The organism is Paracoccus yeei ATCC BAA-599 (assembly GCF_000622145.1).
Taxonomy (GTDB): Bacteria; Pseudomonadota; Alphaproteobacteria; order Rhodobacterales; family Rhodobacteraceae; genus Paracoccus; species Paracoccus yeei.
Genome location: NZ_JHWH01000048.1, coordinates 1 through 8,571 on the forward strand (window position 1 = coordinate 1; position 8,571 = coordinate 8,571).

Genomic DNA, 8,571 nt, shown 5'->3' on the forward strand with positions numbered 1-8,571 from the left:
CCCGCCGCTGTCGTGGTGCAGGTAGTGGAATTCGACGCTGGTGGCATAGCCCGCCTCCAGCATCTCCATCTGCACGAAGGCGGCGATGGCTTCGATATCCTCGGGGGTCAGTTGGTCGAGGAAGCGATACATCAGCCGCCGCCAGGTCCAGAAGCTGTCCTTCGGATCGGGACCGCGCCGTTCGGTCAGCCCCGCCATCGCCCGCTGAAAGGCATGGCTGTGAAGGTTGGCGGGCGCGGGCAGCAGGGTCTCGACCACGGTGGCGCCGGGGGGCGGGGCCGTGCCGCGCTCGACCGCGGCGATGCGCCCGTCCTCTCCGACGAAGACCGCGACCTGCGTTTCCCATCCCGCGGGCAGCAGCGCCCGTCTTGCCCATATCGCCGGCATTGCCCGTTCCCGCCTGTTGATGCGCCCCGTTGACAGGCGGCATTATGTGCAGACATAAACAAGCCAACGCAAGCCCGAATCGCGAGGTCTCATGTCGGCCCCCCCTCCCTCCGCCCTCACCCTTGCCAACGCCCGCCTCGTGACGCTGACAGGCGAGGGTTACGGCTTGATCGAGCGCGGGTGGCTGCGGATCGAGGACGGCCGCATCGCCGCCCTGGGCGAGGGCGAGGCGGAGGGCGAGGACATGGGCGGCCGCCTGGTCACGCCCGCGCTGATCGACTGCCACACGCACCTGGTCTTCGGCGGCGACCGCGCGCGCGAGTTCGAGATGCGCCTGCAGGGCGCCAGCTACGAGGAGATCGCGCGGGCAGGGGGCGGCATCCTGTCCACCGTCACGGCAACCCGCGCGGCGACCGAGGATGAGCTGGTCGCATCGGCGCTGCCGCGCCTGGACGCGCTGCTGGCCGAGGGCGCGGCCACCGTCGAGGTCAAGTCGGGCTACGGGCTGACCATCGCGGACGAATTGAAGATGCTGCGCGCCGCCCGCCGCCTTGCGGCCGAGCGCCCCGTGCGGATCGTCACAAGCTGGCTTGCCGCCCATGCCGTGCCGCCGGAATACAAGGACCGCCCCGACGCCTACCTGGACGAGGTCGCCATCCCCGGCCTGCGGCAGGCCCATGCCGAGGGGCTGGTCGATGCCGTGGACGGCTTCTGCGAGGGCATCGCCTTTTCCGTCGCGCAGATGGCGCGGCTGTTCGACGTGGCCGCCGAACTGGGCCTGCCCGTCAAGCTGCATGCCGAGCAGCTGTCGCATCTGGGCGGCAGCAGGCTGGTGGCCGGGCGGGGCGGGCTGTCCGCCGATCACGTCGAATATGCCGATGCCGAGGACGCCACCGCCCTGGCGCAGGCCGGAACCGTGGCGACCCTGCTGCCCGGCGCCTTCTATGCGCTGCGCGAGACACAGATGCCGCCGATGGCCGCCTTCCGCCAGGCGGGCACCATCCTTGCCCTGGCGACCGACTGCAATCCGGGCACCTCGCCGCTGACCTCGCTGCTGCTGGCGATGAACATGGGCGCAACGCTGTTCCGCCTGACGCCCGAGGAAGCCTTGCGCGGCGTCACCGCCAACGCCGCCCGCGCCCTGGGGCTTGCCGACCGAGGGCGGCTTGAGCCCGGCCTGCGCGCCGACCTTGCCGTCTGGAACGTCGCCCATCCGGCCGAACTGACCTACCGGATCGGCTTCAACCCGCTTCACCGCCGCTATTTCGAGGGCAAACCATGCTGACCCTGACCCCCGGCGCCGCCACGCTGGCGCAATTGGAAACCATCTGGCGCGAGGGGCTGGCGGTGCGTCTGGACGCCGCCGCGCGGCCCGCCATCGAAGCTTCGGCCGCCCGTATCGAGGCGGCGGCTGCAGGGGGCGCGGCGGTCTATGGCGTCAACACCGGCTTCGGCAAGCTCGCCTCGGTCCGCATCGCGCCCGAGGACACCGCGACGCTGCAGCGCAACCTGATCCTGTCGCATTGCTGCGGCGTGGGCGACCCGCTGGACCAAGCGGCGGTCCGGCTGATGATGGCGTTGAAGCTTCTGTCGCTGGGACGCGGCGCTTCGGGCGTCCGGCCCGTCATCGTCGAACTGATCGAGGCGATGCTGGCCCGCGGCGTGACCCCGGTGATCCCCGAACAGGGCAGCGTCGGCGCCTCGGGCGACCTTGCGCCGCTGGCGCATATGGCCGCCGTGATGATCGGCCATGGCGAGGCCTTCGTCGGCGATGAGCGCCTGCCCGGCGCCGAGGCGCTGGCGCGGGCGGGGCTGGCCCCCGTGACACTGGGCGCCAAGGAAGGGCTGGCGCTGATCAACGGCACCCAGTTCTCGACCGCGCTGGGGCTGATCGGGCTGTTCCGCGCGATGGCCTGCGCGCGGGCGGCGGTCGTGACGGCCGCGATGTCCACCGACGCCATCATGGGCTCGACCGCGCCGACGCGGGCCGAGATCCACACTCTGCGCGGCCACCAGGGCCAGATCGAGGTCGCCGCCGCCATCCGCGCCCTGCTGGAGGGCAGCGCCATCCGCGAAAGCCACCGCGAGGGCGACACGCGCGTGCAGGACCCCTACTGCATCCGCTGCCAGCCGCAGGTGACGGGCGCGGCGCTGGACGTGCTGCGCTTTGCCGCCCGCACGCTGCTGATCGAGGCGAATGCCGTCACCGACAACCCCTTGGTGCTGTCGGACGGCTCGATCGTCTCGGGCGGCAACTTCCATGCCGAGCCGGTCGCCTTTGCCGCCGACCAGATCGCGCTGGCCGTGGCCGAGATCGGATCGATCGCGCAGCGCCGGATCGCGCTGATGGTGGACCCCGCGCTGAACTTCAACCTGCCGCCGTTCCTGACGCCCGCGCCGGGGCTGAACAGCGGGCTGATGATCGCTGAGGTCACCACCGCCGCCCTGATGAGCGAGAACAAGCATCTCGCCAACCCATGCTCGGTGGACTCGACGCCCACGTCCGCCAACCAAGAGGACCACGTCAGCATGGCCGCCCATGGCGCGCGCCGGCTGGGGCTGATGACGCGCAACCTCGCCGTGATCCTCGGGGTCGAGGCGATCTGCGCCGCGCAAGGGATCGAGTTCCGCGCGCCGCTGGCCACCTCGGCAGCCCTGTCGCGCGTGATGGCGGCCCTCCGCGCCCGCGTGCCCGCGATGGGCGAGGACCGCTATCTCGCCCCCGACCTGCTGGCCGCGCAAAAACTGGTCGAGGACGGCACCCTGGCCGCCGCGGCAGGCGTGGAGATCGCCGCATGAGCCTTGGACCCGAGCCTGTCGAGATGGTCCGGGGCGACAGCCCCGTCATCCTGGGCCTGCCCCACACCGGGACATGGCTGCCGGACGACATCCTTGCCCGGCTGAACGAGCGTGGCCGGACCTTGGCCGACACCGACTGGCACATCCACCAGCTTTACGCCGGGCTTCTGCCCGGGGCGACGACGGTGCGGGCGACCTTCCACCGCTATGTCATCGACGCGAACCGGGGCCCTGAGGACGAAAGCCTTTACCCGGGCCAGAACACCACCGGGCTGGTGCCCGTCACCGATTTCGACGGCCAGCCGATCTGGACCGAGAAGCCCACGCCCGAGGACGTGGCCGACCGGCTGGCGCGCTTCCACGCGCCCTATCACGCGGCGCTGTCGGCCGAGATCGAGCGGGTGCGGGCGAAGCACGGCGTCGCCATCCTTTACGATTGCCACTCGATCCGCTCGGTGATCCCCTTCCTGTTCGCGGGCGTGCTGCCCGACTTCAACATCGGCACTGCGAACGGCACGTCCTGCGCCGCGGCCATTGAGGCCGCCACGCAGGAGGTCGCAGCCGCGACCGGCCGCCCTTGGGTGGTGAACGGCCGCTTCCGGGGCGGATGGACGACGCGCCATTATGGCCGCCCGGAAACCGGCGTCCACGCGATCCAGATGGAACTGGCGCAGTCCACCCATCTGGCGGCCGAGGCCCCGCCCTTCGAGCTCGACCTCGCCAAGGCAGGAGCCATGCGCAAGACTTTGGGCGAGATCCTCGCCCGACTCGAGGCGCTGGCGCCGGAGCTTGCGCCATGAAGATGCCTAAAAGGTCGCGCATGTGCGAGGGCTCGTTCGAGATCCAGCGCAACATCATCGCGGGCCAGCTGCTTTCCTGAAAGGACCGGACATGAACAACCCCCGTCACAACATCCGCGACGTCTTCCCCCCGACCGGGACCGAGATCACGGCGAAAAGCTGGCTGACCGAGGCGCCCTTGCGGATGCTGATGAACAACCTGCACCCGGATGTGGCTGAGAACCCGCACGAGCTGGTCGTCTATGGCGGCATCGGCCGGGCGGCGCGGACCTGGGACGACTTCGACGGGATCGTCGAATCCTTGCGCAAGCTGAACGAGGACGAGACGCTGCTGGTCCAGTCGGGCAAGCCCGTGGGCGTGTTCCGCACCCACAAGGACGCGCCGCGCGTGCTGATCGCCAACTCGAACCTGGTGCCGCACTGGGCCACCTGGGACCATTTCAACGAACTGGACCGCAAGGGCCTGGCCATGTACGGCCAGATGACCGCCGGGTCCTGGATCTATATCGGCACGCAGGGCATCGTTCAGGGCACCTACGAGACCTTTGCCGAGGCCGGCCGCCAGCATTACGGCGGCAGCCTCAAGGGCAAGTGGATTCTCACCGCCGGTCTGGGCGGCATGGGCGGCGCGCAGCCCTTGGCCGCGGTGATGGCGGGGGCCTGCTGCCTTGCCGTCGAATGCGACGAAACCCGCGCCGACTTCCGCATCCGCACCCGCTATTGCGACGCCAAGGCCCATTCGCTGGACGAGGCGCTGGCCATGATCGCGGACTGGACCGCGAAGGGCGAGGCCAAGTCCGTGGCCCTGATCGGCAACGCCGCCGAGGTCTTCCCGGAACTCGTGCGCCGCATGAAGGCGGGCGGCCCGCGCCCCGACATCGTGACCGACCAGACCTCGGCCCATGATCCCTTGCACGGCTATCTGCCGAAAGGCTGGACGGTCGCCGAATGGCGCGCCCGGCAGGAAACCGACCCCAAGGCGGTCGAGGCCGCCGCCCGCGCGTCCATGAAGGACCACGTCGCGGCCATGGTCGATTTCTGGAACGCGGGGGTGCCGACGCTCGACTATGGCAACAACATCCGCCAGGTCGCGCTGGAGGAAGGGCTGGAGAACGCCTTCGCCTTCCCCGGCTTCGTGCCCGCCTATATCCGCCCGCTCTTCTGCCGCGGCGTCGGTCCCTTCCGCTGGGCGGCGCTGTCGGGCGACCCCGAGGACATCTACAAGACCGACGCAAAGATGAAGGAGCTCTTCCCCGAGAACGAGCACCTGCACCGCTGGCTGGACATGGCGCGCGAGCGCATCGCCTTCCAGGGCCTGCCCGCCCGCATCATGTGGATCGGCCTCGGCGACCGTCACCGCGCGGGGCTGGCCATCAACGAGATGGTGCGGAACGGCGAGTTGAAGGCGCCGGTCGTGATCGGCCGCGACCACCTAGATTCGGGCTCGGTGGCCTCGCCCAATCGCGAGACCGAGGCGATGAAGGACGGCTCGGACGCCGTGTCGGACTGGCCGCTGCTGAACGCGCTGCTGAACACCGCCTCGGGCGCGACCTGGGTGTCGCTGCACCACGGCGGCGGCGTGGGGATGGGCTTTTCCCAGCACTCGGGCATGGTGATCTGCTGCGACGGGACCGAAGACGCCGACCGGCGGATCGAGCGCGTGCTGTGGAACGATCCGGCCACGGGCGTCATGCGCCATGCCGACGCGGGCTATGACATTGCGCTGGACTGCGCGCGCGAACACGGGCTGAACCTGCCGGGCATCCTCAAGTGAGGCTCGTGCGCCGGGGCGAGGGCAGGGCCAGCCGCTGGAAGAACGGCGGCGGCGTCACGCACGAACTGGCCGTCTGGCCGGACGGCGCGGACCTGTCCGGCTTCGACGCGCGGCTGTCGATGGCCGAGGTGGCGGCGGACGGTCCCTTCTCGGCCTTCCCCGGCATCGACCGCACCTTGGCCGTGCTGGAGGGCGGGCCGATGCGCCTATCATTTGGCGGGGCTGAGGTCGCCGTAACGGCGGACGGCCCGCCCCTGTCCTTCCCGGGCGAGATACCGGTCCATGCCAGGCTGGACGCAGGTCCGGTCCTGGACCTCAACATAATGACTCGGCGCGGGGCCTTCTCGCACCAGATAGTCGAGCTTTCGCCCGGCGATAGCCTGCCGCCACAGACCGTAGCCCTTGTGGCACGAAGGAAAGCGGGAATCACAGGGGCGATCCTTGGTCTTGGGGACTGCATTCTTTTTCCTGCCATCGCCGCTACAGAGGTGACGCATGGCTATCTGCTCGCGATCGTCCTTGCTTCGAAGAAAGAAGCTCAACCCTCAGTCCATTGCTGCATGCTGGAATCAAGAGGGAAGCCCCTAGGTATTCAGTCCCGGCATCTGGTGGATCGGGTGGAGGATGAATCTGTCCGGTTCTGAGGTCCAGAGCTTGCAGATGTATTCGTAGGGGGTGAGCCCTTCAGCGTCTTGAGCCGACGCGCAAAGTTGTAGGCAGCCATGAAGTCGGCCAGGTGCGCGCGCAGCTGGTCGTGATCATCGTAGTGGAAGCGCTTGACGGTCGCTTCCTTGATCGTGCGGTTCATCCGCTCGACCTGACCATTGTTCCAGGGATGGTTCGGCTTCGTCAGCCTGTGCGCGATCCCGTTGGCCTCGCAGATCATGTCGAAGCGCATCTGCCGTGACCAAGGCGTGTTCCGATTGCGCGGCTGGTCGGCGAATTGGATGCCGTTATCGGTCAGGATCGTGTGGATGCGGTAGGGCACGATCGTCAGAAGGTGTTCGAGGAGCTCCCACGCCGTCTTCCGGTCTGCCTTGCCGACGAGCTGGGGACGGGACGACAGCTTCATCCGGAATGCGCTGATGGCGTGCCATTGGCCTGATGCGATCGCAAACTTGGCCAATGATCTCGACAAGACTGTGCGGTTTTGAGTTTTTACCGCTGCTTGGCGCGCTGGCAATAAACAAACAAGCGCACATTGTTGGGACCTGGCCAACTGTCTGTAGCCGGTGTTGTTTCGTGACGGACGACGGGCGACATGTCATGCGGCCTGCTCCCTCGGTGGGGCGCGCGACATCGGTGTCTGTCCCCGCCTGAAGATCTCGATGATGCGCATGACACCGCCGCAGCAGGGACACGGCTCACGCTGCGTGAGCGAGGCGATCTATCGCGCCGCATTCCTGATCTCTGCCCGCCTGGCCGTGACCCCAAGCTGACAACCCGGCTTCAGGAATGGTGGACCCTGCCCGACTTCGCCGCCTTCCGGGCCGAGGTGAAGAAGGTGTTCAAGGCCGATATTCCCCTGGCCGAGCGTTCCGCCTGGGAAGACTGGATCACCCGCGACCGCGCCGAGATCGCCCGCCTGTCCGCCGAGATTGCCAAGGCCGAAGCCCAGATCGACAGCATCGTCTATGGCCTGTTCGACCTGACCCCCGACGAAATCGCGCTGCTGGAAAGCGTGGTGTGATACCTGCTTTTCCGGTTTCGCTGCCGCTCGTCACGGGCTTTGTAAACATCCTGCATTTCCTGCCATGTCAGAACGTCTTTCCTTTGCGTGTCAGGCTGGCGGGTTCCTTTCGTCTATTGCTTGCATGATCTGCTAGCGTTTCCTATGTTGCCATGATGAACAGCAAGCACCGCAAGACCCTTGCCGCCGTCTTCAATGATCCGGTGTCCGGCACCATCGAATGGGCGGCAGTCGAAAGCCTGCTGCTGGCGGCAGGGGCGCGGCTGATCGAAGGGCGCGGATCACGGGTGCGGTTCGAGAAAGACGGCGAGGTTGCGACGTTCCACCGCCCGCATCCCGCGAAGGAAGCAAAGCGATACCAGGTGCGCGATGCCCGCGACTTCCTGGAACGGATCGGGGTTAGACCATGACCAACACCATGACCTACAAGGGCTATGCCGCCCGGATCGAGTATGACGACGAAGACGGCATTTTCACGGGCCGGATTGCCGGCATCCGCGATGGGGTAGGCTTTCACGCCGATACCGTGGAAGGGCTGCGCGAAGCCTTCCATGAGGCGGTCGAAGACTACATCGACACTTGCGCCAGGATCGGCAAGGAACCGCAGAAGTCCTATTCGGGGCAGGTCATGTTCCGGGTCAGTCCCGAGGTTCACCGCAAGGCCGCGTTGGCCGCCGAGCTGTCAGGCAAGAGCCTGAACCAATGGGCCGCAGAGGTGATCGACCGGGCCGCAGGGTAGGAAACGATAAGCCGGTGACTCTATTTCAGCCTATTTTAGTGCGATGCGGCCAAAGGTTCAGTTGATCCGCGATGGCTTTCAGAGTGCGATCTGAAAAAACATCGTGTTCGCGGCAAAGCCTCTCATAGGTGTGCCAGTGCATGCCTTTTGGTTTGCCAAAGTCAGACCCGTTCAGAACGCCCGCTGGCCACCCCAAGCGGCTGCGGATACGATCCGCCCGCCGTCCTGCCCGATCTGCTATATCCTCGCGCTGCGAAGGATAGGCGAGCTGGTGGCATTTGCGGCAAGCGAAGATGCCCCCGCCATAGATCACCGCGACACGCTGGCCGCACCCACGGGCAGGGCAGAGGAACCAGTGTCGTTCGCCGCCGATATGGCAGGG

General features: G+C 67.4%; 8 protein-coding genes and 4 pseudogenes. 8 read left to right on the forward strand and 4 right to left on the reverse strand.

The annotated features are described in order from the left end of the window. Positions 1 to 387 (reverse strand): annotated as a pseudogene (locus BU28_RS23540) (formimidoylglutamate deiminase); the annotation flags it as partial. A gap of 91 nt (positions 388 to 478) precedes the next feature. Here BU28_RS23540 and hutI point away from each other — a divergent pair. The 5 genes from hutI to BU28_RS23545 all read left to right on the forward strand — a co-directional run bounded on the left by hutI (position 479) and on the right by BU28_RS23545 (position 6,404). Next, positions 479 to 1,672, forward strand: coding sequence for an imidazolonepropionase (gene hutI / locus BU28_RS0117110; RefSeq protein ID WP_028720526.1), 1,194 nt, complete (start codon positions 479 to 481; stop codon positions 1,670 to 1,672). Beyond that, on the forward strand, positions 1,666 to 3,186 hold the full coding sequence (gene hutH / locus BU28_RS0117115; protein ID WP_028720527.1) for a histidine ammonia-lyase: 1,521 nt from the start codon (positions 1,666 to 1,668) through the stop codon (positions 3,184 to 3,186). Before hutI ends, hutH begins: the two co-directional genes overlap by 7 nt. After that, complete coding sequence (gene hutG, locus BU28_RS0117120; RefSeq protein WP_028720528.1) at positions 3,183 to 3,986, forward strand: N-formylglutamate deformylase; 804 nt, start codon at positions 3,183 to 3,185, stop codon at positions 3,984 to 3,986. Before hutH ends, hutG begins: the two co-directional genes overlap by 4 nt. Positions 3,987 to 4,077: 91 nt before the next feature. Next, entirely contained in the window at positions 4,078 to 5,760 is a 1,683-nt protein-coding gene (gene hutU / locus BU28_RS0117130; protein WP_028720529.1) for a urocanate hydratase, read from the forward strand. 5 nt (positions 5,761 to 5,765) lie between these two features. After that, a complete protein-coding gene (locus BU28_RS23545; RefSeq protein WP_158212802.1) occupies positions 5,766 to 6,404 on the forward strand; it encodes a HutD/Ves family protein in 639 nt (212 codons plus the stop codon). On the opposite strand, the pseudogene BU28_RS26845 reads toward BU28_RS23545, so the two are convergent. Both BU28_RS26845 and BU28_RS26850 read right to left on the reverse strand, forming a co-directional pair. Continuing rightward, positions 6,345 to 6,625: pseudogene (locus BU28_RS26845) on the reverse strand (integrase core domain-containing protein); the annotation flags it as partial. The gene BU28_RS23545 and the pseudogene BU28_RS26845 overlap by 60 nt on opposite strands. Positions 6,626 to 7,024: 399 nt before the next feature. Continuing rightward, positions 7,025 to 7,147, reverse strand: a pseudogene (locus BU28_RS26850) (IS91 family transposase); the annotation flags it as partial. A 117-nt stretch (positions 7,148 to 7,264) separates the two neighbouring features. Between BU28_RS26850 and BU28_RS0117145 the strand changes: the two are divergent. From BU28_RS0117145 to BU28_RS0117155, 3 genes are all read left to right on the forward strand, one after another. Then, positions 7,265 to 7,450: a hypothetical protein gene (locus BU28_RS0117145; RefSeq protein WP_143809772.1), complete on the forward strand. Its 186-nt coding sequence runs from the start codon at positions 7,265 to 7,267 to the stop codon at positions 7,448 to 7,450. Positions 7,451 to 7,605: 155 nt separating this feature from the next. Beyond that, on the forward strand, positions 7,606 to 7,860 hold the full coding sequence (locus BU28_RS0117150; protein WP_028720531.1) for a type II toxin-antitoxin system HicA family toxin: 255 nt from the start codon (positions 7,606 to 7,608) through the stop codon (positions 7,858 to 7,860). Next, on the forward strand, positions 7,857 to 8,189 hold the full coding sequence (locus tag BU28_RS0117155; RefSeq protein ID WP_028720532.1) for a type II toxin-antitoxin system HicB family antitoxin: 333 nt from the start codon (positions 7,857 to 7,859) through the stop codon (positions 8,187 to 8,189). The genes BU28_RS0117150 and BU28_RS0117155 overlap by 4 nt, the downstream gene beginning before the upstream one ends. A gap of 25 nt (positions 8,190 to 8,214) precedes the next feature. On the opposite strand, the pseudogene BU28_RS26140 reads toward BU28_RS0117155, so the two are convergent. Then, positions 8,215 to 8,571, reverse strand: a pseudogene (locus BU28_RS26140) (hypothetical protein); the annotation flags it as partial.